We start from the raw sequence: 24998 nt of genomic DNA on the forward strand, positions 1-24998 counted from the left end.
TCGTTATGAAAACTCACGTAATGAAAAGTATTAAGCAAATGTCCGTTGTTGCATTTTCTGGTGTGCTCTTTGGTATTGGTATGGTGGTCTCTGGTATGGCAGATCCGGCAAAAGTGATCGGCTTTCTTGATATTACCGGTTCATGGGACCCAAGCTTAGCCTTCGTTATGGGCGGAGCACTTGTTGTGTTCGTTCCTGCTTATCTTTTATTAATAAAGCCAAGAAGCGAATCTGTGTTTGGTGATGAGGTTGTCTGTCCGACTTCTAAAACGATAGACAAAAAGTTAGTCGGTGGTGCAGCACTGTTTGGTATTGGTTGGGGCTTACTGGGTGTGTGTCCTGGTCCTGCGGTTGCCAGCCTTTTTACTGGCAACACACAAGTTCTGCTCTTTATAGCGGCAATGTTGGTTGGTTCATTCACCGCTAAAAGAGTGGTTCGTCAATAAAGAAAGTACTTCAACGTTAAAAAGAGTACTTAAACGCTAAAAAGTGAGTGTCGTAGAAACCGGGCAATGGTCACTCAGTTTATAGTCGAGTACATCTTGTGTTTTGAAAACGGTTTGAACACCAGACGACGCCTTTAAATCACCACTCGCAATGATGTGGTCTATCACCGAGCGGAATTGGTGGGTTTTATTCGGATTACGATTAGAGCGCACTTTACATTCCGCTTTAGTGTCTTTAGTCACTAGCTTTGCACTAGTATTGTCCGATATCACGTCCCACAACCAATCTCCTTGATAACCCAAGTTGTGGTTAAAGTCGCCAAGCACGACATAATGTTGTTTGTTGTCCTCGCGCGCCTTTATCCACTTAGCTAGTGCCTGTCCTTGTTGTTTCACTATCTTACAATCGCGGTTATTACGATACGCGCCACTGCAACCCGCTTTCAGATGTACAGAGAGTAGGTGAGTCTCGTTTTCTTGGTTTGGATTTAAAACAAGGTAGCTCGCGAAGCGAAGCTTGCTGTTGCCTCGTGTGATAGAGAAGTCTGGCTTGTCTAATACGCTTACGCCATTGCGCACGGCAAAGCCTGTGTATTGGTTGGTGTCGTTAAACTGAAAGTGTCGGTTGGAGGCGTTTGAACGATCGGAAAGATAGATAGTGAAGTCATTGCCAACAGCTTTTTGCATTGCAGCGACGCTTTCGACTTCTTGAAAAGCAAGAATGTCGGCTTGTGTTTTATCCACATAGTGGGTCAGTTTTTCAAAATCTTGTGGTGTTCTCGACACTTTTCCACCATCTATAGATAACCATTCTATGTTCCAACTGGTTAGATTGATGGAGTTTTGAGCAAATGAAAGAGAACTAAAAAGTAATATTAACGTAACAAAAAGTGATCGCATTTTGGCCTGTTGCACTCCTATCTTTTAGCGTATTCCTTTCCATCCTTTATCCTACAAGACCTCCAAAAATAGCAAGTAGATTTAGTACCAATTTTGCAATTTTCATGGTTTTCTTCGCAACTGAGATCAACGCCAATAAGATCGATTTCTTCTTGTTCGCTAGCCAATCTTTATTGATCAAAATCAATGTTTTCGAGTGGTGCTTCTCGTTAAATACGCCACAATATATTGTGTTGCTAGAATAAAAAATAACCCCATATAGTGTGTTTGTGGATAACTCTGTGAGTATGCTCGGGTAAGGAGAACAAGGTGAAACCAATCGTAATCAAACGCGACGGATCAAGAGCTCCGTTCAACAGGGATCGTATCCAAGCAGCAGTTGAAGCAGCAGCGGAAAACAAAGATAAAGATGTCGCTATTTATGCTCTTAATGTGGCTCTTGCTGTCGAGTTACAGTTAAGAGAACACGATGAAGTTCACATCCATGAGATTCAAGACTTAGTCGAAAATGAACTCATGCAAGGTCCTTACAAAGCCCTAGCGCGTTCTTACATTGAATATCGCCACGATCGCGACATCGCTCGTGAGAAGCAAAGTGCACTAACTCGCGAAATCGAAGGTTTGATTGAAGAAAGTAATCTGGATCTAATCAACGAGAACGCGAACAAAGACGGCAAAGTAATTCCGACTCAACGTGACTTGTTGGCTGGTATCGTAGCGAAACACTACGCGAAGACGCACATTCTTCCTCGCGATGTGGTTCAAGCGCACGAAGTGGGTGACATTCACTACCACGATTTAGACTACGCACCGTTCTTCCCAATGTTTAACTGTATGCTTATCGATCTTAAAGGCATGCTGACGCATGGTTTTAAAATGGGTAACGCTGAGATTGATACGCCAAAATCAATTTCGACTGCAACAGCGGTAACAGCGCAAATCATTGCTCAAGTCGCGAGCCACATTTACGGCGGTACAACCATCAACCGTATTGATGAGGTTCTAGAACCGTACGTAATCACAAGCTATGAGAAACACCTAGAGATTGCAAAAGAGTGGAACATTGCTGAGCCAGAAGAGTTCGCAAAAGCGCGCACTGAGAAAGAGTGTTACGACGCATTTCAATCTCTAGAATACGAAGTAAACACGCTGCATACAGCGAACGGTCAAACCCCATTCGTTACGTTCGGTTTTGGTCTTGGTACAAGCTGGGCATCCCGCCTTATCCAGAAATCGATTCTGAAGAATCGTATTGCAGGTCTAGGCAAGAACCGTAAAACAGCGGTATTCCCTAAACTTGTATTCGGCATCAAAGATGGTTTGAACCACAAATCAGAAGATCCAAACTACGACATCAAGCAACTTGCGCTTGAGTGTGCGTCTAAGCGTATGTACCCAGACATTCTTAACTACGACAAAGTAGTGGAAGTAACCGGTTCATTCAAAACGCCAATGGGTTGCCGTAGCTTCCTTGGTACTTACGAAGAAAGCGGTGAGCTGATTCACGAAGGTCGTAACAACCTTGGCGTCGTGAGCTTGAATCTTCCTCGTATCGCTATCCGTGCAAACGGAAGCGAAGAGAAATTCTACGAGCTTCTAAATGACCGCCTACGTCTTGCTCGTAAAGCACTAGAGACACGTATCTCTCGCCTTGAAAACGTGAAAGCACGTGTGGCCCCAATCCTATACATGGAAGGCGCATGTGGTGTTCGCTTGAAAGCAGACGACTCAATCGCAGATATCTTCAAGAACGGTCGTGCGTCTATTTCTCTTGGTTACATCGGTGTACACGAGACAATTAACGCGCTATTCGGTACAGAAGCGCACGTTTATGATGACGCTGTTTTGCGTGAAAAAGCGGTCGCGATCATCAAGCATCTAAAAGATGCTGTGAATCAATGGGCTGATGAAACAGGTTATGGCTTCAGCTTATATGCAACGCCAAGTGAAAACCTATGTAGCCGTTTCTGCCGCATCGATGCGAAAGAGTTCGGCGTAATTGAAGGCGTAACAGACAAAGGTTACTACACCAACAGCTTCCACCTAGATGTTGAGAAGAAGGTGAACCCGTACGACAAGATCGACTTTGAGATGCCTTACCCAGAAATCTCAAGTGGCGGCTTTATCTGCTACGGCGAGTTCCCGAACATGCAACGCAACGTTGAAGCACTAGAAAACGTATGGGATTACAGTTACACCCGAGTGCCTTACTACGGTACAAACACGCCAATTGATGAGTGTTACGAGTGTGGCTACAACGGCGAGTTTGACTGTACAAGTAAAGGCTTCACTTGCCCAAGTTGTGGTAACCATGACTCAACTAAAGTATCAGTGACACGTCGTGTTTGTGGCTACCTAGGCAGCCCAGATGCACGTCCGTTTAACTTCGGTAAGCAAGAAGAAGTGAAGCGTCGAGTTAAGCACCTGTAAGGTTTACTTAAGCTCAAACCCAATAATGAAAATCAACCTGTCGTGGGTTGATTTTCTTTTCTAGCCAGCAAAACAAGGCACGATTATGAATTACCACCAATACTATCCAATTGACGTTGTTAACGGACCAGGTACGCGCTGCACGCTGTTTGTGTCGGGTTGTGTGCATCAGTGCCGTGGCTGTTATAACCAGTCGACGCAACGTTTGGATTCTGGTGTACTTTTCACGCAAGAAGCGGAAGACAAAATCATCGCTGACTTAAACGACACGCGTATCAAACGCCGTGGCTTGTCGTTGTCGGGTGGAGATCCGCTTCACCCTGCTAATGTGCCTCATATTTTGAAGATAGTGAAAAGGGTGAGAGAGGAGTGCCCAGGTAAAGACATTTGGGTTTGGACTGGCTACACGCTGACGGAACTGAATGACGCGCAAAGGGAAGTGGTGCAATACATCGATGTTTTGATTGATGGTAAGTTTGAACAAGACAAGAAAGACCTCAATCTCGAATGGCGTGGCAGTTCAAACCAAATCATTCATCGCTTTACGGACATCTAATCAAGCATTCTCCGCACATAAAAAGGGCTCACGCGTGCATAACGGGTGAGCCCTTTTGGTGTGAGTTCGTTAATGTCTTTTTGGTTACGCTGTCACCGATTGGTCATCTTCAACCATATTATTTATCCAACGTTTAGATTGAATACGGTAAGTCGTCAGTACGTCTTTCACTAACTCTTCCGCGAGCAGAGACATCAAGACAAAATGCAAAGGCAGCCCTAACACCATGCCTGTGTAATAAGTAAGGGGGATGCCAATAGCCCACTGACCGAACGTGTCGATGAAAATGCTATAGCGAATATCAGCGCCACTCTTTAGTACGCCGCCAATCCCAACCATGTTAAACACCCTCAAAATCATACCTAGCGCCATGACTAAACATACGTTAAGTGCCATGTCTGCATCGGTTAACGGGCTCAGTACCAATAGGTGATGAATCATGGGCGAGCTCAACCACACTAGGAAAAACAGCAAGGTGGCTAAGATTGCGCTGGTTAACACATACCACCACGCCGTTTTCTCGACTCGGTCATAATGTTTTGCACCAATATCATTCCCAAGAAGAACGGATGCAGCGACCGCAAATCCCATAAAGGTTGAAATCAGTACCCCTTCAATCGGTGATAAGAATGAGATGATCGCCAGTTCTGAAACGCCCAATTGACCATAGATGATGCTGTAAACGATCAATCCACCAGTCCAAAGCGCATCGTGGACCAACATGGGTAAAGAAACCTTAAAGTACTTTTTTCGATACTGTTTTAAGCGGCCTTGTACCCAATCGAACTTAGTCGGAATTAGGTAAGCATATCGTTTGTAGAAAAAATAAATCAAGACGGCGGTTTGGAAAAATCGAGAAACAAAACTACCTACGGCTGCACCAAATACGCCCCATTGAGGGAAACCAAATAAACCAAAAATCAAAACATAATTAAGCGCGACGTTAACGACAATGGCGGAGATACTAACGTTGGTTGCCAGTTTGGTTTGGCCCACGGAGCGCAATACCGCTTCAATCGGTACTACTATCGCCGTAGCAATGAGGCTAAAGCCCGTAACCACAAGATAATCACGTGCATAAGTGACGTATTCAGGATCGTCTGACATAAAAGAGACGATCTCTTCATCAAAAATCGCATAAAGAACGATAAACGGCAGCGTCACCAAAATGGAAATAAACCAAGATTGCGCCAACGTTCTGCGAATTCCGGCTAGGTTTCCTGAGCCGTAGTATTGAGAAGCAAGTACGGTAACTGCACCGCACAGGCCAAAGACAACCGCTAGGTTGAAGAAAAAGATACGATTTCCAACTCCAACTGCTGCCGTTGCAGATTCTCCGAGTAGGCTTACCATGAAAATATCCACGACGCCGAGCAAAGCAAAAAGCATGGACTGAAGTGAAACAGGTAGGCCAATCGTAATCAGCTTTTGCCAAAATGCTTTATCGATGTATTCGCGTGTTAAGAGCATCGCATTTCTCCTTAAAGATTAATGCGAGTAGTTTATCCTCATGATTTGGCGGTGTATTTTTCAAAGGAATCCAAAACCTTTGTAAAACTCTCTACTAACGCACATGTGAGCCAATAAATCATGGAAGATAAACAAGAACGCTACGCGATTTCAGAAAAAACTTATCAAGAGTTTATTGATCACAGTCGAGTATTAGCACTTGAGGAGAGAGGCATTGTGCAGTGCGGCATTGCCACTTGTCGTGACTTCTTCTCTGTTTATCGTAAAAACCAAAAGAAACACATGCTGCTCTATACGGTGCGTGGTAAAGGGTGGCTAGAGAGTGGGACTTATCGATACGATTTGGAACCGGGCTCGTTGATTACAGTACCCGCAGGTGTTGAAAACGGTTTTGGTATAGAAGAAGAACCTTGGCAGATCGCGTGGCTTTTTCTTGCTCCTGATAGAGAGTGGCCGATATTAGAATGTGATGTTCGCTATCAGCTTTCATCTACACCTGAAGTGATGTATGCATGTATCCAAACACTACTACGCAGCATTCACCTTCCAATCGATTATGGTGGTGCGGTAGGTGAGCATAGTGTGGCTCAGTTAGAGCTGATGTTAAACATGCCGCCCTCAGAGTCGATATCACGCAGCCAATTGAGGCTTCGGCGTGTATTTGACCTTGTCCAACGTCAGCTCCATAAGGATTGGAGCGTTGAGCAGGTGGCGGCTCTATATCCATGTTCGGAGCCTCATTTGCATCGACTGACTCAAAAGCAGTTTGGTCGAAGCCCAATGGCACATTTAACGCGTATGCGCATGGAATATGCTGCTAGGTTACTTCGTTCAACAGAATGGCCAATTCAGCATATTGGAGAAATAGTCGGATATCCGACCAGCGCTAACTTTAGTACACGTTTTAAAGCGTGGTCGACCATGACACCAAGAGAGTTTAGAAAAAACGGTAGAGTGGATTGGTACGACGAGGAGTGAATCGTTCTTTTTCTGAACGATAGAGCGCACAAAACTCACCGCAATCCAGAATTTTGTTCTCTAATTGATGAAATAAGTGAAAAATCATTTCGTCATTTTTTGCGATGGTGTTAACGTGAGGTTCGGTACTTGAATTTCAAAGGGTTATGACTTTCATGTTTTCTAATCTCCCAACTCCCGTATTAGATCCTATTTTATCTCTATCCGTTGCATACCGTAACGATGAACGTCCAAACAAGGTTGACCTTGGCATTGGCGTATACAAAAACAGCGCAGGCGAAACGCCGATTATGAAAGCCATTCAAATGGCGCAGGATGTCGTTGTTGAAACTCAAAAAACCAAGTCTTATGTTGGTCTTGCGGGTTGCGAAGAATTTAATAAAAGCATGATCGATTTGCTGCTGACGGGAACGTCTGCAATGGATCGTGTTGCAGCTATTCAAACGCCAGGTGCAAGTGGTGCGCTGCGTATGCTCGGTGATCTAATGAAGATCGCACAGCCAGATACGACGGTTTGGATTTCCAACCCAAGCTACGTAAACCACAAGCCCGTGATGGAAGCAGCAGGCCTTAAAGTTAAGTTCTACCACTATTTCTCTTCGGAAACGAAACAAGTAGACACCGCAAAAATGATGGATGATCTTGCGAAAGCTGGGCCTTCAGATGTGGTACTTCTTCATGGTTGTTGCCACAACCCAACTGGTGCAGATATTGACTTCTCTGCTTGGCAAGCCATTACAGAATTGTCGCAGAAGAACGGTTTCATCCCATTTGTGGACATTGCCTACCAAGGCTTCGGTGATGGCCTAGAAGAAGACGCAAAAGGTCTTCGTTTTATGGCAGATAACGTTGAAGAGATGTTGATTACTACTTCATGTTCGAAGAACTTTGGTTTGTACCGTGAACGAACTGGTGCAGCGATTGTGGTTGGTAAGAACATGCATGATGTAACCAATGCAAAAGGTAAACTCCTCACTCTAGCTCGCTCGACTTACACGATGCCACCCGACCATGGTGCAGCTTTAGTCAAGACCATTCTGCAAGATGACAAGCTCACTTCCGTTTGGAAGCAAGAATTGAGTGAAATGCAACATCGTTTGGTTAGCCTTCGTCAAAGTTTGTGTAACGAGTTGAGAAACAACCATAATACAGATCAATTTGATTTCATTGAGGGTCACAAAGGCATGTTTACTGTGCTAGGCTTTAGTGGAAACCAAATGGCGCAACTGCGTGAAGATTATGGCATTTATGGTGTTGGCGATGGTCGAATTAACATTGCCGGACTTACCGAAACTCATATTCCATACGTAGCGGACGCAATTAAGAAAGTATCTCAAGCTTAATTGGAGTGTGGATGAAAAACTGGAAACTGATTCTGCCGCTTATGATGAGCGGCAGTTTAATTGCTTGTACGTCAACTCAAACGACGCAGGAACCTGTTGAGCCAGAGTCGCCAAAGGTCGAAGAGCCCGTTAAAGTCGAGCCAGAAGTGAAACCTGATGTAGATCCAAAGCCAGAGGTGGAGCCCAAACCAGAAGCGAAACCTGAGAAAAAGCCGGAACCAAAGCCTAAGAAGCCAGTCAAGGTCACAAAAACACCCGATGGCATGTTAATTCTTGGTTCTGAAGAATGGGTTTATGTTCCTGAAATTGACCAGACTTTCAAGGCTAGAGTCGATACAGGTGCGACAACATCATCAATTAGTGCGACTGACATTGTTCCGTTTGAGCGTGATGGTAAAGACTGGGTTAAATTTAAGATAGATTTAGGTGACAAAGACACCAAAGAATTTAAAGTACCCGTTGAGCGCTGGGCTAAAGTTAAGCAGTCTTCGTCAGAAGAGGTGGATAAACGAGCGGTGGTAAAAGCCTACATTACCGTTGGGGATCACAAAGAAAAGACAGAGTTTACGTTAGCCGATCGCGGACATATGACGTTTCCAATTTTGCTTGGTCGAAGCTTTTTTAGAGATATCGCCGTTGTAGATGTATCGAAAAAATATGTGCAAGATAAACCTAAAAAAACCGCTAAAAACTGATGTATTACAGCTAGTTTCTGCTACAAGCTAATAATTCGTGATTAACAAAAAATGGCCTCCAAAATTGGAGGCCATTTTTATTGAATCATATGCTTGCTTGTGATGCCCTGGTAGTCATAGTCATGTCCACTAAAATGCAAAACGAGCAGACATTACAATTTGCTGGCCATAGACACCATTATTTTTAAAATCTGCACCAAGCGATAGTTGCTGAGTTGAGTGGAATCGTGCGCCTAGATTGTAAATGGTATTCGAATCGTCATTATCTATGATTTGGCCGATACGGCCATGTAGCTCAACATTTTGCATAAACCAAATACGAGTACCAATATTCACTTCCGTGCGCCACTCGTCGCCCACTTTATCACTGCCGTTCTCTTTAATGTTGTGTACCAACATTTGGCCATAAATATCTGCAAATTGGCCTGCTGGCCCATTAAAGCCTATACCACCAGCAATGTCCCAGTCTCCGCTGAATTCACTGTCTGCGCGAGCAATGAAATGGGTATTCTCTGTAAAGTAGGTATTGAACTCGCCACCAAATGTACCAGGGCTAGTGCCCATGCGAAATTCCATCGTGTTGTAGTTGAAATTATTTGCATGTGCGGAAAGTGGCAAAATAGCACACAAACCAAAGGCTGCAACCTTTAGAGCTTTACCTAGCATGGTGTCTCCGGGCAAGATGATTAAAATGAACAAAAAAATGGTCTGCAAAAAGCAGACCAAGATTGATAAAGCTATCATTTTAAGTGCTTGCCGTCACTATTTAGCTGTAATCGTCACTACATCATGTTGATATGCACATCAATCGGGGTTTGTTTTACATGACCACGAGTTGTTCGACTTCAATCTCTGGTTTGTTCCCGCCTTCAAATTCGCCAAACAGACGGACTTTAGTCGTGTGATCAATCGGAGTATTTAGCTGAATATCGTCATCGAGTTCGACCATCACTTCACCGGAACCATCGCTAAAGACAAACTTATCCGCGCGAACTTGACGCAATAAGTTACCTTCAACGACCACATCTTTTTCAGTAAACATATTGGAGTCGTTTAGCAAGGCATCCAATTTTTCCACAGTGACAGGACCGTTAAACTGCAAGTTTGATTGGTTTTGAGCGTTATCTTTCGCGAACGCGATAGAAGGAGCAATAGCTAAGGCGGCGATTGTTGCGATAATTGTATTCTTTTTCATGTTACATCCTCATCGGTTTGTTTTGATGGGGTCATTAAAGCAGGGCTTGTTTGAACCAATGATGATTTCAACATTCATATTCTATTCATTTGCTTGAGTAAGTGGGGACGATGACGTTATGATTGTTCATCTTCCTCTATTCCTTACAAATGTTCATGAAATCAGCGATCCCATCTTTAATGGTTCAAGGCACCACTTCGGATGCCGGAAAAAGTGTCCTTGTGGCAGGTTTATGCCGTGTATTAGCACGAAAAGGGATAAATGTTGCCCCATTTAAGCCACAAAACATGGCACTAAATAGTGCGGTAACCAAAGATGGCGGTGAAATAGGTCGAGCACAGGCCGTTCAGGCACAGGCGTGTAACATTGAGCCAACTGTACATATGAATCCGGTTTTAATTAAACCTAACAGTGATACAGGTGCTCAAATCATTTTGCAGGGTAAGGCGATTTCCAATATGGATGCGGCTGGCTTTCATGATTACAAGAAAGTGGCGATGGACACGGTGTTAGATTCCTTCTCTCGTCTGACTCAAGAATCTGATTCGATCATTATCGAGGGCGCGGGGAGTCCTGCTGAAATCAATTTACGAGAAGGCGATATTGCAAACATGGGTTTTGCTGAGGCCGCTGATGTACCAGTGATCATTGTCGCTGATATTGATCGTGGTGGAGTGTTTGCACATTTGTACGGAACACTTGCGTTACTTTCTGAATCTGAACAAGCGCGAGTAAAAGGATTTGTTATCAACCGTTTTCGAGGTGATATTCGTTTATTGCAATCGGGCCTCGATTGGCTAGAAGAAAAAACAGGTAAACCTGTACTTGGTGTACTTCCTTTTCTTCATGGTTTGAATTTAGAAGCAGAAGACGCGATCACTGCACAGCAAGAGTTGCACTCTGAGGTAAAACTGAATGTTGTTGTGCCTGTTTTAACCCGGATTAGTAATCATACTGATTTTGATGTGCTGCGATTGAATCCAGACATCAATCTACGTTATGTAGGTAAAGGCGAAAAAATAGATAAAGCCGACCTGGTTATTTTGCCTGGGACCAAATCGGTCAGAGACGATCTGGATTATTTAAGAAGCCAGGGGTGGGATAAAGATATCTTGCGTCATATTCGTCTTGGTGGAAAAGTGATTGGTATCTGTGGCGGCTACCAGATGCTTGGAAACTTGATTGATGATCCAAACGGCGTCGAAGGCCAACCAGGTCAAAGCGAAGGACTTGGCTTGCTTGATATCACTACGACGCTAACTAACAGCAAACAGCTTACAAACACACAAGCACAGCTTTCTCTTAACGGCAAAACAGCCAATGTAAAGGGTTATGAAATCCACGTAGGGCGAAGTGAAGTACGGGGCCTGCAACCTCTTACATTCAGTTCCGGTGAAGCGGAGGGGGCGATCAGCGAGTGTGGCCAAATCATGGGAACCTACCTTCACGGGTTCTTTGACGAGGCAGATGTCTTAAGCCTGGTATCAGAATGGGTAAGCGGCACCCAAATCAAACAACAAGACTTTGAAGAGTTAAAGGATCAAGGCATTAATCGCATCGCAGATGCGATAGAACAACATATGCGCCTTGATTTTTTGTTTAAATAGCCCATTAACTGATTGAACTTTATATTCAAATAACCTGTTCTTTCGCTTGCCTTGTATTGGAGTATCTCTATGAAAGCATGGAAACAGTATGCTTGCCTTACGGTAGTATTAAGCATTTCATTTTCAGCAAACGCAGCAACGAACCTAAAAGTGTATGCAGCCTCTTCTATGACGAATGCGATTAATGAGATCGCGCAAAACTTTGAAGAAAAGTATGACGTTTCTATCACTCCCGTTTATGGTGGTTCTTCTTCTATCGCTCGACAAATTATCAATGGCGCACCAGCGGATGTATTCATTTCTGCGAACACGAAATGGATGGATTATTTGGTCGATAAAGACGTCATTTATCGTGACAATGTCACAAATCTAGTGCGCAATAGCTTAGTGTTGATTGCTCCTCAGTCTTCAGAATTAACCTCATTTAACTTTTCTGATGCAAAGGCATGGGAGAAGGCATTGCATGGAAATCGTCTTGCGTTAGGCAATCCGACATCAGTACCTGCTGGTATGTACGCGAAAGAGTCATTGACTACACTGGGTGTATGGAAAGCGGTTCAAACTCACGTCGCACCAGCAAAGAACGTGCGCTTAGCTTTGGCGTTGGTTGAACGTGGAGAAGCGCCTTTAGGTGTGGTCTACAAAACCGATGCTCAGTTAACTGATAAAGTCAAAATTGTCGGCGAATTTGCGAGTGATACGCATGCGGCTATTGTTTACCCGGCTGCAATTGTGAATGATTCTACTGAGTCGCAGCAGTTCTTCCAATACCTAAAATCGAACGAAGCCGCACGCGTTTTTGCTCAATATGGCTTTCAGCAATAGACCGGCCCTCAATTATAGGAACTAAGCGTGACAGAACTGGAATACCAAGCCTTAATGTTAAGCCTCAAAGTAGGCGCGTACGCAGTACTTTGGCTGATTCCTCTCGGCGTTTTTCTTGCTTGGCTACTTTCTCGAAAAACGTTCTTTGGTAAATCGATTCTCGATAGCTTAATTCATTTACCACTGGTATTGCCGCCAGTGGTAATCGGCTATTTGTTGTTGATTTCTTTAGGACGACAAGGGTTCCTTGGAAAGTGGCTCTATGAAAACTTAGGGGTAGTCTTTAGCTTTAATTGGAAAGGGGCAGTAGTCGCTTGTATTGTCGTGGCTTTGCCTTTGATGGTTCGTTCAGTACGCTTAAGCTTAGATAGCGTCGACCCTAAATTGGAGCACGCAGCCTCTACGTTAGGCGCTTCTCCTTTAAAAGTGTTTCTCACCATCACGTTACCACTGACCATTCCCGGAATTATTACGGGCACGATGCTGTCATTTGCTCGTAGTCTTGGCGAATTCGGGGCGACGATCAGTTTCGTCTCTAACATTCCGGGTGAGACCCAAACGATTCCGCTGGCAATGTACAACTTTATTGAAACGCCAGGTGCAGAAATGCAGGCGGCTCGTCTGTGTATCATTTCTATCGCGTTAGCCTTGTCTACATTAATGATCTCTGAATGGCTAAATCGTAAAGCGGCAAGTAGATTGGGTGCGAAGCAATGACGATTAAAGTCCAATTTAAACAAATGCTTGGTGAAACTGACTTCGACATTAAACTCAAGTTACCCTGTAATGGAATTAGTGCCTTGTTTGGACGATCTGGTGCAGGTAAAACGACGTTGATTAACATCATCAGCGGATTGGTCACTCCAAGGCAAGGGTATGTTGCGGTTGGTGAGCATGTTTTGTTTGACAGTGAACAGGGAATCAACCTACCAACGCACAAGCGTGGTATTGGTTATGTGTTTCAGGATTCACGTTTGTTTCCTCACTATTCGGTTCAAGGCAATTTGTTATATGGCGTTAAAGAAAAAGATGACGAGTATTTTGATGCAGTCACCGAACTCTTGTCTATCAAACCGTTACTAAAGCGCTTTCCGGTATCACTTTCTGGTGGTGAAAAGCAACGTGTTGCGATTGCGCGCGCATTGCTATCTAAGCCCAATTTGCTTTTGATGGATGAGCCACTTGCCTCACTCGATATGCCAAGAAAGCGTGAGGTAATGCCTTTTCTTGAGGAGTTGTCGGAGAAGGTAAATATTCCTATTATCTATGTCACACACAGTCTCCAGGAAATTTTAAGGCTTGCTCAGCACCTTGCAATTATTGACCAAGGTAAAATTTCTAGTTCAGGTAAGCTTGAGGAAGTGTGGGCTTCTCATGCTATGCGTCCATGGCAATCTTTCTCAGATCAAAGCAGCTTATTTGAAGGCCGGATTGCTGAACATCATGAACGTTATGCACTGACTTGTATCAGCCTTGCACCTAATGTATTCCTGTGGGTGCAAAAGATTGACGGAACACCAGACACTCCAATACGCTTGCAAGTGCGTGCCAACGACGTTTCTATCACGCTCGAGCAACCCAAGGCGACGTCGATTCGAAATATTTTGCCTGCTATTGTCGATTCCATCGAAGTGTTTAACGCAGCCGATGACAAGCAGAGTATTAATGTATCACTCAAGCTAGACGAGAAATGTTATTTGTGGGCAACGATCACACCGTGGGCCCTTGACGATCTCAACCTAAAAGTTGGTAGCCGTGTTTTTGCACAAATTAAAGGTGTCAGTGTGACACAAAAAGATATGGCACTAGCGCCTCATTAACCGTTTAGACTGATTTACGCTTCATGATCAAAAAAGGCCGCAAAGTGCGGCCTTTGTTACTAGAAGAATGTCGGAATTACTTCGCGAATACTTCTTTGAATTCACGCTTAAGAAGTGGGTCACGACGTGCTTTCTTAAGTTGCTTAACCATGTCTTTCACACAGTTGTGAAGCACATTATCAAGTAGTTGAGCACGGTATTCTTCTTTATCTTCATCTGTCATGTTTTCTGGCAGATTAAGAGTCGGAAACTCTTCCATCACATTAATACCAGCGAATGCTTGGCCTACAGAAACTAGAGCATGAAACTGTTCAAAGTTGTCTAGAATGTTCTGTGCACTTGCTGGCATTTCGTCCCATGATTCACGTACCGCTTCTTCAGACACTTCATGGATAGAGGTAACCATTTCGAACATTTGCTCTGGAACTTCGTCAAATTCGATAACTTTACGTAGCTCTGGAGAAATGCTGGCTAGATCGATTTTTTTGCTTTCGCTGTTAGTTGCTTCTGACATGGTGTGTCTCTCATTACAAAAAGGCGGGAATATTAATACCAAATGCATCAAATAGCTATACCCATTAATCCGCAAGATGACCAAAGTGAATGAGTTTGTTGAACTTCTGCTCACAGGCCATGATTAGATAGGGTAACGTCCAGTCTAACTGCTTTATGCAATGGATTCCGTGATATTCAAACAAAAATATAGCACTTAATTATGAGTCGAATGCAACAACTCTATGAGTATGGTATATGTTTAATAAAGACATAATTAAAAATGGAACGCGTTATGCAACCGACAGGGACATCGATGCGAATCCTTCTGGTTGACGATGTTCAGCTAGACAGGATGCAGTTGGCTATTCGTCTAAAGCAACTTGGACATATTGTAAAAGCCGTAGGTAGTGGACTAGAGGCGTTAAATACCTACGAGAGTTTTGATCCGGAACTGGTGTTACTCGATATATCAATGCCAGATATGAACGGTTTTGAAGTCTCTCTTCATATAAGAGAAACGTTTCCGGATTGGATCCCAATTATTTTCTTGAGTAGTCACGAAGAGCCAGAAATGATTGCTAAAGCCATAGACGCGGGCGGTGATGACTATTTAATTAAGCCGGTAGATAAACTGGTACTGAACTCTAAACTTATCGCAATGCAGCGTATTGCTCATATGAGACGAGAGCTTAAGCAAGCGACAGCTCAATTGGAGCAGGTTAATCAACTTTTGACTCAGCAAGCGAATGAAGATGGCCTAACCAAACTCTATAACCGCCGTTATATCGACCATAAGTTGGAATCGATGGTTGCATGGCATGGCCGTCACAACATGCCAATGGCTTTGATTCTATTGGACGTCGATTTTTTTAAACCGTTTAATGATAATTACGGTCATATTGAAGGCGATCGTTGCTTGCAAGCGATTGCGAATCAACTCAAGGCTACTTTTTGTCGCTCTGGGGAATATGTAGGTCGATATGGTGGAGAAGAGTTTGTCGTGTTGCTAGGGTGTACCGACACTCAAACAGCAGAAAGAGAAGCCGAGCGTATACAAGAGGCTATGTATTTTCTCGATTACCCACATGAGTATTCTAGTGTGTCAAATAGAGTGACAGTGTCACAGGGTGTTTTTGTTTTTCAACCGACAGGGAAAGAAGTGCAATCAGACTTGTATGCAACCGTTGATAAAGCGCTATATACCTCGAAGTCTTTGGGAAGAAACACACATACTGTAGTTAATTCTTTTTAAAAACAAAATCTTATGAATGCTACTCTCTTTGTTGCGTTGTCACTTTTTGGTGGTTATTTTAGAGCTAACTCAAAGTAAGATAGGCAAAACAGTGCGAACGGAATGTCGCAATCGGGCGTATACCTTATACCTTTGATTAGATAGATAACATCGGGATAGTGGCAACGATGAGTGCTGTTATTATGCTGATGGGGAAGTTCGGTTTTGTTTTAAACCCGGACAAGCTTGTTAACTTTCACGATTGGTGAGGGTCTAACGAAGCTTTATGCAGTTACGTCCGGCCTTTTTCGCTTTGTAAAGTGCTTCGTCCGCTAATTTAATGACGTCCAGAGGAGCTTGCCCACTCCGGCTATCAGCAACTCCGAAACTTGCGGTAACAAAAACCGACTTTCTTTTCGAGCTGTTGCTACCACGACGTTTTTGTCCTTGTTTATGGTTCTCAGGGCGAGATTCTTCATCGCGTAATATCATCTCGTATTCTGCAATCGATTTGCGAGCTTCTTCCAAAAAGTTCTTACATTCGTCAGCGTATTTGCTTTTAAAAACGATGGTAAATTCTTCTCCGCCAAATCGATAAACTTTTGCGCCGCCTGGGGTTTTAGTGAGGCGCGAAGCGACCATTTTTAGAACGTCATCACCAGTATCGTGACCGTAGGTGTCGTTAAACTTTTTAAAATGGTCAACATCAAGCATTGCGATCGTGAACTTCTTACCCATGTGTTTTAGATCGAGATCAAGTGCACGTCTGCTCGGAATCAGCGTTAGGCTATCGGTGAAAGCCAGTTGATGGCTAGCGGAAGCGGCATAAATAATGATAAGCAGCCCTGTTAGCGTAAACATGGTGCTTGATATGTACTGCACATCAAAGAAAATGAACGTCGCAGACGCCAATACCATGGCAGAGTAGGTCATCGCATGGATAATTTCATTCTTCTTTAAAACAAGGATTCCAAGAAAACAGACAATACCCACGCAATATAAAACAAGAATGAAAGGCAGTTTAGAGACGGTCGGTACAATAAATAAAATACCGCTTGTCCATTGTTCAAACCCTCCTTCAACGTAATATGCTAGCGTTAGATAAGACCAAAGAACGAACATTGCTAACATCAAGATATAAGTCAACATGGCTCTGGAGTCAAAACCTTCTTTACTAAACAAAAATACCGTAAGAAACGAGACAGGAAGTAACGTGGCTAAAATGGTTAGCTCAAGTAAAGCGGTACCACTTTGAAGCGGGACTTGTAGGCGGTGCTGTATCACGAAATAGGCTAGCAACATTGCCAAGCACACCATGGACTCTCTGCCTTGCTTAAATGAATAACAAAGGAGTAGCGCACAACCTAATAGTATGTACGGCAAGTTTGCGGCAATGCCCCAGTTTGCCTGAGTCATCTGAATAATGCTGTCCATGCCCGAACTCACTATGCCCAGTAGCAAAAAAGGGAATGAGAATCTGAAGCCTGATGAAGTCATTGACGATGAGGACATCTATTACAAACTGCCTGAAAATAGTTGACTATATAATTGGTTAGGTAAATCGTTTTATCAATATGGATATTTATCCGTTATTGAATTTCGAACTTTGAGAACTAGCAAGAATACGTCTATTTGTTCCTTTTCCCAAGTATTTTGGAAGACATTACGGCAAAAAGAGAGAGATTGATTAAATTAAGAGCAATCAATAAGTTGTTATAAACAAGTCGTTGCTATACTCATTTCATAGGAAAAAGGAGATTTACAGATGCAGATAAGCTCAGATGTGCACAACTACATGGAAACATTAGTAGGCCAGGTTCTCAGTTTGCCCGAATTTTTAGAACAGTATGACAACGAACAGTTAGCCGATATTGCTTGCCTTGCGCTTATCCAGCTCAAGCCTGTCTATATCCGTCATGATATTGATTTTTTGTCTTCACTTCCTGAACAAAAATTAAGCCAGTTTAAGCAAAGCGCGGATATAGCGGTGAAAAACGCCGCAGAAATGGTGAAAGAAGACAGGCGTAAGAACCGAGAGTATGATGTGCCTGTAATTTTTTCCCATACTAGTTATGATGATGACAAAGAGTTGGATTGGTATGAAAAACCGATCCTTAACGTTAATATCAAGTAAGAGTCGCTCAGTTGACTAGTGAGTTGACCCAAGGAGGAATCGTGGGATTTTTTTCGCGTTTGTTTGGTGGTAGTGAGAAAACGGTTGAAGCTAAAACTATCGAACCAGTTGAGTATAAAGGTTTCTTTATTTACCCAGAGAGCCTTTCAGAGGGCGGACAATATCGCATCGCTGGTCGAATAGAAAAGCATGACAATGATGAAGTGAAAACACATCGGTTTATTCGCTCCGATTTACTTGGCTCAGAGCAAGATGCCAATGACCTTATGTTGAAGAAATCTCAAATGTTTATTGATCAAATGGGCGATAAAATCTTCGACTAGCAATTTACTGCAATTTGATTCCAGTCATCTTAAAAAGAGCCATTAGTGTATATGCTAGTGGCTCTTTCTTTTTAACGCTTAAATCTCTGTTAAGTCAGTATTTAATCGTTACCTGGTTAGACCTCAGTCTAGTACGGTGTTGCGTTGTTATTTTTCGAGCACAGAGCGACAATCATTCATTACTTAGCGTTATATGTAATGAAATTTAGTATTTAAATTACAAAACACTTGAAGTAATGAGACGCGTTCGATACAAACAGAATAATAACAGGGCTGTTAGTCAAGGTGTTATTGTGCAAATGGGTGTCCCCAAACATCATCTTTCGTTTGCAATTGTCTTGCGTGGTAAACAGATAGAAATAAAAAAGAATTAGAGTAGAGCGACGCTCTGTTTTGGGACTAATTTATTGATATGTATACAAGGAGTATGCGTTTTGCAAATCGGTGTACCTAAAGAGATACTCGCGGGTGAATCGCGAGTGGCTGCATCGCCGAAGTCGGTTGAGCAGTTAATAAAATTGGGATTCGATGTCGCGATTGAATCCCAAGCGGGGGTGCTAGCGAGTTTCGATGATGCCGCTTATGAAGCAGCTGGTGCGAAAATCGTTTCTAGTGAAGAAGTTTGGGCATCTGGCCTTATTTTAAAAGTTAATGCGCCAATTGTGGATGATGAGCAAGGCATTGACGAAATTGCGTTACTGCAAGATGGAGCAACACTGGTTAGCTTTATTTGGCCGGCTCAAAATGCTGAGTTGATGGAACAACTTTCCAGTAAGAACATTAATGTTCTTGCCATGGATTCCGTTCCTCGTATCTCACGTGCACAAGCCTTAGACGCGCTATCTTCGATGGCTAATATCGCTGGTTATCGTGCAGTGGTTGAGGCAGCTCATGAGTTTGGTCGTTTCTTTACAGGTCAAATTACGGCTGCCGGTAAAGTACCTCCAGCGAAAGTATTGGTTGCGGGTGCTGGCGTCGCTGGCTTGGCGGCTATCGGTGCTGCAGGTAGCTTAGGTGCCATTGTCCGTGCGTTTGACGTCCGCCCAGAAGTAAAAGAGCAAGTTGAATCGATGGGCGCTGAGTTCCTGACCGTTGACTTTCAAGAAGAGTCAGGCTCTGGGGATGGCTACGCAAAAGAAATGTCTGATGACTTCAACAAAAAAGCGGCAGAGTTATACGCAGAGCAAGCTAAAGATGTTGATATCATTATTACGACCGCGCTCATCCCTGGTAAACCTGCGCCGAAGTTGATCACCAAAGAAATGGTCGACAGCATGAAAGCGGGCAGTGTAATTGTCGACTTGGCAGCTGCTAATGGTGGTAACTGTGAATATACAGTGAAAGACCAAGTTATCATGACGGATAACGGCGTAAAAATTGTTGGTTACACTGACATGGTTGGTCGTTTGCCAACACAATCTTCTCAGCTTTACGCGACAAACCTTGTCAATCTTCTAAAACTGCTGTGTAAAGAGAAAGATGGCAACATCAATATTGATTTTGAAGATGTTGTTATCCGTGGCGTTACCGTGGTGAAAGAAGGTGAAGTTACTTGGCCAGCGCCACCAATTCAGGTTTCAGCTCAGCCGCAAGTGAAACAAGAACAGCCTGTGAAGCCAGAGCCTAAAGTAGAAGAACCTACGTCTCCAACGAAGAAAATTATTGGTGTGGCAGCGGCTGTTGGAGCCTTTGCATGGGTTGCATCGGTTGCTCCGGCAGCGTTTCTTTCTCACTTTACTGTATTTGTTCTAGCGTGTGTTGTCGGATACTACGTAGTATGGAATGTTACCCATGCACTTCATACTCCACTAATGTCAGTAACGAATGCTATCTCTGGCATTATTGTCGTTGGTGCATTACTGCAAATTGGACAAGGTAATGGCGTCGTTTCATTCCTATCTTTTATTGCCGTATTGATCGCGAGTATCAATATCTTCGGTGGTTTCACCGTCACCAAGCGTATGCTTGAAATGTTCCGCAAAGATAAATAGGAGTCACAATGTCTGCAGGATTAGTACAAGCAGCTTACATTGTTGCTGCATTATTTTTCATCATGAGTTTGGCGGGGCTTTCAAAGCAAGAGTCTGCTCGTAATGGTAACTACTACGGTATCGCTGGTATGACGATCGCGCTGATAGCGACGATCTTTAGCCCAGATGCGCAAGGTTTTGGTTGGATCATTATCGCGATGGCGATAGGTGGTGCGATCGGTATTTTCTATGCGAAGAAAGTAGAAATGACCGAGATGCCAGAACTGGTTGCGATTCTACACAGCTTTGTAGGTTTAGCTGCGGTTTTAGTTGGCTACAACAGCTACCTAGATGCGCCAGAAGCAGCAACACATGCTGAGCATGTTATCCACCTTGTAGAAGTATTCTTGGGTGTGTTCATCGGTGCCGTAACTTTCACCGGTTCAATTGTCGCATTTGGTAAGCTGCGTGGTGTGATTTCTTCGTCGCCACTTAACCTGCCTCATAAGCACAAAATGAACCTCACAGCGGTTGTTATTTCTACGCTTCTTATGATCTACTTCGTAAAAGCAGATGGCAGCATGTTCGCTCTTATTGTGATGACTTTGATCGCGTTCGCATTCGGCTACCATTTAGTCGCTTCAATCGGTGGTGCAGATATGCCAGTTGTTGTCTCTATGTTGAACTCATATTCAGGTTGGGCAGCAGCGGCAGCAGGTTTCATGCTAGCAAATGATCTATTGATTGTAACAGGTGCTTTGGTAGGTTCATCAGGTGCGATTCTTTCTTACATCATGTGTAAAGCAATGAACCGTTCGTTTATCAGTGTTATTGCCGGTGGTTTTGGTCAAGAGATAGTGATTTCAGGTGACGAAGAGCAGGGCGAATATCGTGAAACAACGGCTGAAGAAGTTGCAGAGATGTTGAAGAACTCAAAATCAGTAATCATCACTCCAGGATATGGCATGGCAGTAGCTCAGGCACAATACCCTGTTCATGAAATTACTGATGTACTTCGTTCACAAGGTATTGAAGTTCGCTTTGGGATTCACCCAGTAGCGGGTCGTCTACCGGGGCATATGAATGTGTTACTCGCTGAAGCAAAAGTACCGTATGATATCGTTCTTGAAATGGATGAAATCAATGATGACTTTGCAGAAACCGATACCGTATTGGTTATCGGTGCTAACGATACGGTCAACCCAGCCGCACTGGAAGATCCGAACAGCCCAATCGCTGGTATGCCCGTATTGGAGGTATGGAACGCGAAAAACGTAGTGGTATTCAAGCGCTCAATGAATACTGGTTACGCAGGAGTACAGAACCCACTGTTCTTCAAAGAGAATACATCAATGCTATTTGGTGATGCGAAAGAAAGTGTTGAGTCTATTTTTAAAGCACTTTAACCATTCTTGATTTAAAACTATACAGGGTCAGCAATCGCTGGCCCTTTTTTGTTCCGTTTCAATGTTATAGTAATGCAAATCCTTCTGTTAGCAGATGTCAATTGCTTGTAGATTGATGTATAGTTTTGGCTAATGTAACAAGTGACGGTAACAGTTTGATTAAAAAGTTTTTGCTCGGTTTTGCAACTGTATTGCCGCTTTTTTCGGCACCTGCATTTTCCGATTCACTACCAGAAAGAATAGATACGTTTACAGAGCTATTTAACTATGAAGTAGCTCTTAAGTCGTACGATATTCGTATTCTGCAATCAAATTATCCTACCAAGTTACTTGCGCCAGATTCGCTTCTGCCGCAAACGTCTGACTATCCGTTAAAAGATATCCAACAGCTTTACAGCTTGGCGAATACTTGTCGTGGCAAATTACCATTAAGTCCTTTAATTACTGAGCCTTTAGTATTTACAAGAGCTATTTGTAAAGGGACGCAGCTGACACCTCGTTGGTTCTCGCGTAGTGGTCTCATTCACCCTGGTGGTGGGACGTACGCGGCACGTTATGTGGATAAGTATCCAGAACTCAAACCCAAACTATCTCAGTACATGCATATAAAAGAGCGTGATAACGAGGAAGGGGATGAGTTGCTAGAAAGCTTGAAAAACATGGATGACGACGCCATTAATGCTTTGATTGCAGGCGCGAGCATGTTTATTGAAGGTAACGAACTTTGGCTAAGACGTGGTGACCGTTACTTTGTTTTCGAGAAAGATATCTGGCAAGAGAACGTAGCGAATGCGGGTCTGTCATACGCTCTAGCCTCTCAAAGCAAAAGTTGCTTTGTTAAACGAGGCAATATTTGTTGGGATGTAGAAGATCACTCGCAAGTTTTGCGGATCAGTATGATCATACTGGTAATCGCCAATATTCTTTTGGTGATTGGTTGGGCGGTGTACCGTTGGAATAGCAAGCGAGAAGAACTACGTAGTAGAATGCTCGTGTTGCAAATTTTAACGCATGAGCTCAGAACACCGATTGCATCTCTGTCACTAACGGTTGAGGGCTTTCGTCGAGAGTTCGAGCATTTGCCTGAAAGTGTGTATGACGAATTCCGCAGATTGTGTGAAGATACGCGCCGCCTGCGTCAATTGGCAGAAGCGAGTAAAGATTATTTGCAATCTGATAACCAAATGCTTGCAACAGACTGGGTACCATCCGTTGCAGATTGGTTAGAATTTAAGATCGAAGAAGAATTTGATAGTGCCGTGCTTTTTAACATCAATGAAGATGTGGCTGCTAAAGTTAATGTGTACTGGTTAGGAACTTGTATCGATAACTTGCTTCGTAATGCGCTTAAGTACGGTGTCGCACCGGTTGAATTGGATGTCTCAACTAGTGAAGAAAAAATAGTATTCCAAGTCCGAGATGCAGGAGGCCTAACGGCTAAAGATTGGGCAAATTTGAAGAAACCGTTCGTAAGTAAGAGCGGGTTAGGACTTGGATTAACAATCGTTGAATCTATGGTAGGCCGCATGGGCGGAAAAATGTCCTTAATGGGACCACCTACAACTTTTATATTGGAGATACCTTGTGAAACAGACACTGCTTCTCGTTGAGGACGATAAAAACTTGGCTGACGGCCTGTTAGTAAGCCTGGAACAAGCAGGATATGAGTGTTTACATGTGGAGCGTATTGCAGACGTAGAGCCACAATGGAAAAAAGCTGACTTGGTAATTCTCGATCGCCAACTCCCAGATGGTGACTCTGTACAATGTCTCCCAGAATGGAAACAGATTAAAGACGTACCAGTTATCTTGTTAACGGCACTTGTTACCGTAAAAGATAAAGTTGCAGGCCTTGATTCCGGCGCGAACGACTACTTAACAAAGCCTTTTGCTGAGGCGGAGCTTTTTGCGAGAATCCGTGCACAGCTACGAGCACCGGATTCAGCAGAACAAAGCAACGCTGATAAAGTGATTACAAAAGACTTAGAGATTGACCGCTCGACTCGTGAAGTGACTTATAAAGACGAGCTAATTACGCTTACTCGAACAGAGTTTGATTTGCTGCTATTTTTGGCGTCAAACTTAGGTCGCGTGTTTACTCGTGATGAGCTACTTGACCACGTTTGGGGTTACAATCATTTCCCGACAACACGTACGGTTGATACACATGTACTACAGCTTCGTCAAAAACTGCCAGGACTGGAAATTGAAACACTTCGTGGTGTTGGCTACAAGATGAAAGCATAAGTCGTAATGAAAATACTACTCCCTGTAGTTGTCTCATTAGCGTTAGTGAAACCAGTCCATGCGATGGACTGGTTTCAAACTAACACGCCTTTAACACAGGCACATCAACACTTACTTGAAGATGATCTTGCGGGTATGTTCAACTCTCTTGTTGAACTCTGGCAAACGGAACCAAGTAAAGATTTGACTCCTCACCTTAATGATCTTCTTGGTCAGTCACTATCTAAAAACTGTGGCAAGGCTCTCACTGGTGTAACGCTGCCTGATTGGATAAGTGGTGTGAACGTTATTCGTCAGACTATTCAAAGCCCTGGGCGAGATACATTTAGATTGGTGATCAAGCTAAGAGCTACAACTGACATCGAAAATATTTCATTTAATCGATGGGTGGATGATTCTATATCCGCGGACAGTTCATTCAGCTATGAACAACAGCCGAACGGGACAGAACTTGCCAACGAGCGTAGTTACTCGAAACGCTATAACTTAACAGGCAAGCTTGAAGCTGGTTTATATCACTTAACCGTTGTTTCTACTGATAAACAAGAGTATCGAACTTGGGTAATACTTGGAGATTCAAACTCTTCTCAATATGTTCGTTGGACATCTAAAGAGAATTGGAAAGTAGAAAAGAGCGCACTTCGTAATCCCCATTGTCCATTACCGCAACTTGAAGTTGGTTTGTATGACTACATTGATGGCCAGTACGAGCAAATGTGGAAAAAGACTTATGAGTCTAACTATCCAAATTCATTGGAGCTAGCGGGTGTCCCAAACGATAGATACGTATTGGCGGTAAGTATCAATAGTCGCCGTTGGCAGGGCGATATAATTGTTGAGCAGGCTCAAACTATTAGCCGAACCTATGATCTTTCCCAGGAAGAATAGTTAAAGAAATACTACTTGTGCCGATAAAGGTTCAGGACG

General features: G+C 43.4%; 24 protein-coding genes. 18 read left to right on the forward strand and 6 right to left on the reverse strand.

Annotated elements, in window-relative coordinates; translation table 11 throughout:
• Positions 1–5: 5 nt before the first annotated feature.
• A complete protein-coding gene (locus L3V37_RS08230) occupies positions 6–446 on the forward strand; it encodes a YeeE/YedE family protein (RefSeq protein ID WP_017820171.1) in 441 nt (146 codons plus the stop codon).
• A gap of 36 nt (positions 447–482) precedes the next feature.
• Here L3V37_RS08230 and L3V37_RS08235 read toward each other — a convergent pair whose 3' ends face one another.
• Positions 483–1346, reverse strand: coding sequence for an endonuclease/exonuclease/phosphatase family protein (locus L3V37_RS08235; protein WP_237306149.1), 864 nt, complete (start codon positions 1344–1346; stop codon positions 483–485).
• Positions 1347–1655: 309 nt separating this feature from the next.
• Here L3V37_RS08235 and nrdD point away from each other — a divergent pair, with 309 nt between their 5' ends.
• Positions 1656–3776, forward strand: coding sequence for an anaerobic ribonucleoside-triphosphate reductase (nrdD, locus tag L3V37_RS08240; RefSeq protein ID WP_205391165.1), 2121 nt, complete (start codon positions 1656–1658; stop codon positions 3774–3776).
• Positions 3777–3861: 85 nt separating this feature from the next.
• A complete protein-coding gene (gene nrdG / locus L3V37_RS08245; RefSeq protein ID WP_005376213.1) occupies positions 3862–4332 on the forward strand; it encodes an anaerobic ribonucleoside-triphosphate reductase-activating protein in 471 nt (156 codons plus the stop codon).
• Positions 4333–4416: 84 nt separating this feature from the next.
• Here nrdG and L3V37_RS08250 read toward each other — a convergent pair whose 3' ends face one another.
• A complete protein-coding gene (locus L3V37_RS08250) occupies positions 4417–5802 on the reverse strand; it encodes an MATE family efflux transporter (protein ID WP_237306150.1) in 1386 nt (461 codons plus the stop codon).
• Positions 5803–5922: 120 nt separating this feature from the next.
• Between L3V37_RS08250 and L3V37_RS08255 the strand changes: the two genes are divergently transcribed.
• From L3V37_RS08255 to L3V37_RS08265, 3 genes are all read left to right on the forward strand, one after another.
• The gene (locus L3V37_RS08255) at positions 5923–6780 is read left to right on the forward strand and encodes an AraC family transcriptional regulator (RefSeq protein WP_005388028.1); all 858 of its coding nucleotides are present in this window, start codon (positions 5923–5925) and stop codon (positions 6778–6780) included.
• Positions 6781–6935: 155 nt separating this feature from the next.
• Positions 6936–8123: an amino acid aminotransferase gene (locus tag L3V37_RS08260; RefSeq protein ID WP_053303643.1), complete on the forward strand. Its 1188-nt coding sequence runs from the start codon at positions 6936–6938 to the stop codon at positions 8121–8123.
• An 11-nt stretch (positions 8124–8134) separates the two neighbouring features.
• Positions 8135–8818: an ATP-dependent zinc protease gene (locus tag L3V37_RS08265; RefSeq protein WP_005388032.1), complete on the forward strand. Its 684-nt coding sequence runs from the start codon at positions 8135–8137 to the stop codon at positions 8816–8818.
• A 129-nt stretch (positions 8819–8947) separates the two neighbouring features.
• Here the strand turns inward: L3V37_RS08265 and L3V37_RS08270 are convergent, their stop codons facing one another.
• Both L3V37_RS08270 and L3V37_RS08275 read right to left on the reverse strand, forming a co-directional pair.
• Complete coding sequence (locus tag L3V37_RS08270; RefSeq protein ID WP_017634623.1) at positions 8948–9484, reverse strand: hypothetical protein; 537 nt, start codon at positions 9482–9484, stop codon at positions 8948–8950.
• Positions 9485–9638: 154 nt separating this feature from the next.
• Positions 9639–10013 (reverse strand): YgiW/YdeI family stress tolerance OB fold protein, encoded by a 375-nt coding sequence (locus L3V37_RS08275; protein ID WP_005376220.1) that lies wholly within the window; start codon positions 10011–10013, stop codon positions 9639–9641.
• 155 nt (positions 10014–10168) lie between these two features.
• On the opposite strand from L3V37_RS08275, the gene L3V37_RS08280 reads away from it, so the two are divergent.
• From L3V37_RS08280 to modC, 4 genes are all read left to right on the forward strand, one after another.
• The gene (locus L3V37_RS08280; protein WP_237306151.1) at positions 10169–11620 is read left to right on the forward strand and encodes a cobyric acid synthase; all 1452 of its coding nucleotides are present in this window, start codon (positions 10169–10171) and stop codon (positions 11618–11620) included.
• Between the two features lie 69 nt (positions 11621–11689).
• Complete coding sequence (gene modA, locus L3V37_RS08285) at positions 11690–12445, forward strand: molybdate ABC transporter substrate-binding protein (RefSeq protein ID WP_237306152.1); 756 nt, start codon at positions 11690–11692, stop codon at positions 12443–12445.
• 27 nt (positions 12446–12472) lie between these two features.
• Positions 12473–13162: a molybdate ABC transporter permease subunit gene (gene modB, locus L3V37_RS08290; RefSeq protein ID WP_042520927.1), complete on the forward strand. Its 690-nt coding sequence runs from the start codon at positions 12473–12475 to the stop codon at positions 13160–13162.
• Entirely contained in the window at positions 13159–14265 is a 1107-nt protein-coding gene (gene modC / locus L3V37_RS08295; RefSeq protein WP_237306153.1) for a molybdenum ABC transporter ATP-binding protein ModC, read from the forward strand. The genes modB and modC overlap by 4 nt, the downstream gene beginning before the upstream one ends.
• A 76-nt stretch (positions 14266–14341) precedes the next feature.
• On the opposite strand, the gene L3V37_RS08300 is transcribed toward modC, so the two are convergent.
• A complete protein-coding gene (locus tag L3V37_RS08300; RefSeq protein ID WP_005376232.1) occupies positions 14342–14779 on the reverse strand; it encodes a DUF3069 domain-containing protein in 438 nt (145 codons plus the stop codon).
• A 273-nt stretch (positions 14780–15052) separates the two neighbouring features.
• Here L3V37_RS08300 and L3V37_RS08305 point away from each other — a divergent pair, with 273 nt between their 5' ends.
• Entirely contained in the window at positions 15053–16012 is a 960-nt protein-coding gene (locus L3V37_RS08305; protein ID WP_017634619.1) for a diguanylate cyclase, read from the forward strand.
• 252 nt (positions 16013–16264) lie between these two features.
• Here L3V37_RS08305 and L3V37_RS08310 read toward each other — a convergent pair whose 3' ends face one another.
• Complete coding sequence (locus L3V37_RS08310) at positions 16265–17503, reverse strand: diguanylate cyclase (protein ID WP_237306154.1); 1239 nt, start codon at positions 17501–17503, stop codon at positions 16265–16267.
• A 253-nt stretch (positions 17504–17756) separates the two neighbouring features.
• Between L3V37_RS08310 and L3V37_RS08315 the strand changes: the two genes are divergently transcribed.
• The 7 genes from L3V37_RS08315 to L3V37_RS08345 all read left to right on the forward strand — a co-directional run bounded on the left by L3V37_RS08315 (position 17757) and on the right by L3V37_RS08345 (position 24959).
• Entirely contained in the window at positions 17757–18125 is a 369-nt protein-coding gene (locus L3V37_RS08315; protein WP_005376241.1) for a late competence development ComFB family protein, read from the forward strand.
• A 41-nt stretch (positions 18126–18166) separates the two neighbouring features.
• Positions 18167–18448: an HlyU family transcriptional regulator gene (locus L3V37_RS08320; RefSeq protein WP_170896981.1), complete on the forward strand. Its 282-nt coding sequence runs from the start codon at positions 18167–18169 to the stop codon at positions 18446–18448.
• Between the two features lie 434 nt (positions 18449–18882).
• Positions 18883–20439: a Re/Si-specific NAD(P)(+) transhydrogenase subunit alpha gene (locus L3V37_RS08325; protein WP_054575447.1), complete on the forward strand. Its 1557-nt coding sequence runs from the start codon at positions 18883–18885 to the stop codon at positions 20437–20439.
• 8 nt (positions 20440–20447) lie between these two features.
• Entirely contained in the window at positions 20448–21824 is a 1377-nt protein-coding gene (gene pntB / locus L3V37_RS08330) for a Re/Si-specific NAD(P)(+) transhydrogenase subunit beta (protein WP_237306155.1), read from the forward strand.
• Positions 21825–21979: 155 nt separating this feature from the next.
• A complete protein-coding gene (gene vxrA, locus L3V37_RS08335; RefSeq protein WP_025767766.1) occupies positions 21980–23434 on the forward strand; it encodes a sensor histidine kinase VxrA in 1455 nt (484 codons plus the stop codon).
• A complete protein-coding gene (gene vxrB, locus L3V37_RS08340; RefSeq protein WP_005376251.1) occupies positions 23409–24071 on the forward strand; it encodes a response regulator transcription factor VxrB in 663 nt (220 codons plus the stop codon). The genes vxrA and vxrB overlap by 26 nt, the downstream gene beginning before the upstream one ends.
• Positions 24072–24077: 6 nt before the next feature.
• Positions 24078–24959 (forward strand): DUF2861 family protein, encoded by an 882-nt coding sequence (locus tag L3V37_RS08345; RefSeq protein ID WP_005388048.1) that lies wholly within the window; start codon positions 24078–24080, stop codon positions 24957–24959.
• Positions 24960–24998: the final 39 nt, after the last annotated feature.

It is taken from the genome of Vibrio sp. D54, from assembly GCF_021728075.1.
GTDB lineage: Bacteria > Pseudomonadota > Gammaproteobacteria > Enterobacterales > Vibrionaceae > Vibrio > Vibrio alginolyticus.

Coding starts and splice junctions, on each gene's coding strand:
- L3V37_RS08230 (WP_017820171.1), top strand. CDS start 6: ATGAAAACTCACGTAATGAAAAGTATTAAGCAAATGTCCGTTGTTGCA.
- L3V37_RS08235 (WP_237306149.1), bottom strand. CDS start 1,346: ATGCGATCACTTTTTGTTACGTTAATATTACTTTTTAGTTCTCTTTCA.
- nrdG (WP_005376213.1), top strand. CDS start 3,862: ATGAATTACCACCAATACTATCCAATTGACGTTGTTAACGGACCAGGT.
- L3V37_RS08250 (WP_237306150.1), bottom strand. CDS start 5,802: ATGCTCTTAACACGCGAATACATCGATAAAGCATTTTGGCAAAAGCTG.
- L3V37_RS08255 (WP_005388028.1), top strand. CDS start 5,923: ATGGAAGATAAACAAGAACGCTACGCGATTTCAGAAAAAACTTATCAA.
- L3V37_RS08260 (WP_053303643.1), top strand. CDS start 6,936: ATGTTTTCTAATCTCCCAACTCCCGTATTAGATCCTATTTTATCTCTA.
- L3V37_RS08265 (WP_005388032.1), top strand. CDS start 8,135: ATGAAAAACTGGAAACTGATTCTGCCGCTTATGATGAGCGGCAGTTTA.
- L3V37_RS08270 (WP_017634623.1), bottom strand. CDS start 9,484: ATGCTAGGTAAAGCTCTAAAGGTTGCAGCCTTTGGTTTGTGTGCTATT.
- L3V37_RS08275 (WP_005376220.1), bottom strand. CDS start 10,013: ATGAAAAAGAATACAATTATCGCAACAATCGCCGCCTTAGCTATTGCT.
- L3V37_RS08280 (WP_237306151.1), top strand. CDS start 10,169: ATGAAATCAGCGATCCCATCTTTAATGGTTCAAGGCACCACTTCGGAT.
- modA (WP_237306152.1), top strand. CDS start 11,690: ATGAAAGCATGGAAACAGTATGCTTGCCTTACGGTAGTATTAAGCATT.
- modC (WP_237306153.1), top strand. CDS start 13,159: ATGACGATTAAAGTCCAATTTAAACAAATGCTTGGTGAAACTGACTTC.
- L3V37_RS08300 (WP_005376232.1), bottom strand. CDS start 14,779: ATGTCAGAAGCAACTAACAGCGAAAGCAAAAAAATCGATCTAGCCAGC.
- L3V37_RS08305 (WP_017634619.1), top strand. CDS start 15,053: ATGCAACCGACAGGGACATCGATGCGAATCCTTCTGGTTGACGATGTT.
- L3V37_RS08310 (WP_237306154.1), bottom strand. CDS start 17,503: ATGTCCTCATCGTCAATGACTTCATCAGGCTTCAGATTCTCATTCCCT.
- L3V37_RS08315 (WP_005376241.1), top strand. CDS start 17,757: ATGCAGATAAGCTCAGATGTGCACAACTACATGGAAACATTAGTAGGC.
- pntB (WP_237306155.1), top strand. CDS start 20,448: ATGTCTGCAGGATTAGTACAAGCAGCTTACATTGTTGCTGCATTATTT.
- L3V37_RS08345 (WP_005388048.1), top strand. CDS start 24,078: ATGAAAATACTACTCCCTGTAGTTGTCTCATTAGCGTTAGTGAAACCA.